At 66.1% G+C, this 1,054-nt stretch carries 1 protein-coding gene and 1 pseudogene; both read right to left on the bottom strand.

What is annotated here, in order from left to right:
• A pseudogene (locus tag ABWV20_RS19130) lies at window positions 1–208 on the bottom strand (hypothetical protein); the annotation flags it as partial.
• 157 nt (window positions 209–365) lie between these two features.
• Complete coding sequence (locus ABWV20_RS19125) at window positions 366–791, bottom strand: hypothetical protein (RefSeq protein ID WP_353358048.1); 426 nt, start codon at window positions 789–791, stop codon at window positions 366–368.
• Between the last annotated feature and the right edge of the window lie 263 nt (window positions 792–1,054).

Genomic DNA, 1,054 nt, shown 5'->3' with positions numbered 1-1,054 from the left:
ACTTGGCCACCAGCGGGGACCTGAACGTGGCCATTGACAACGCGACGTACCTTTGGGTCTGCTTCATCCAGTCCGCGTTCGGCACCTCGCTACCGCGCTGGGGCCATGAAGCGGCAAACGTCTCGTAGGTGCGACGACCAAGCAGAAGGGCTTCTGACTGCGCGTAGTCCCCCTCCATGGCTGCGAACATGTCGTCGTCAGCCTTCACCCAGTTCTCTGGCGCTTCGATGACGCTGTCCAGAGTGACAAATAGCCGAGCATTGAGATTCCGCCTGTCGACGCGACCGCCGTGCTGTGGTCGCGGCCTACCCGGGCCCAGCGATGCCGTATGCCGCTGGGCTGGGTCCGTTGGTCAGCTCCCCTCCTCAGCCAGAGACCTTGGCGATGGTGACGGGCCCGACGATCGAGAACCCGGTGCCCGGAGCGGAAGGGTCCTCCCACCGCGACACGAAGTCACATGACTGTGTCGTTTCCAGCCCGGTCTTCTTGCCGAAGGTCTCGGTGGGGATGAGCGGCATGAGGGCCTCATAGGACTCTGGCGGCTCCTGCAAGAGCCCCTCGGCGTAGTAGTGGGTCTGTTCCAGGACCACGTAGTGGCCTGCCAGGTCCCCGCTCGTGATCCACAGCGTCCCGGACCCGAGGGCCACCCAGGCGTCTGCCGCCACTGTGACGGAGCCGCAGAAGAGGGTGGCGTCGGGTAGGCGCGTTCTCGGTGCGCCGGAGGCCCCCGCTGCGCTGGCCCCCACCGTTGCCGCCACGACGGCGGCCACTGCCATTGCTCTCTTGTTCATGATCCCTCCCGATCTGACCCGTGGTGCCGTTGGTGTACCGAAACAGTCTGGTCTCGGGGTCGAACGCGGGGCAGGGTCTTTGGTCCTGACGCCGTCATCGGGACGTGGCGACGGGGAGGGGCTGTTCCCGGAGGTGCGCGCGCTCGGAGTTTCTTGACCAGCTCGTCGCCGGTGGTTCGGTGCGGGGGCCGGGCCGCGTCATAGCGCACTCGGAGCAGCGTAATAGCGCCCACTTGGACGCACATCTCAGGCGCTGACTGGTC

The sequence above is a fragment of the Intrasporangium sp. DVR genome, assembly GCF_040365325.1.
Classification (GTDB): Bacteria; Actinomycetota; Actinomycetes; order Actinomycetales; family Dermatophilaceae; genus Intrasporangium.
Note: the sequence above shows the minus strand (reverse complement) of the source record. Positions and strands in the feature narration are given on the sequence as shown.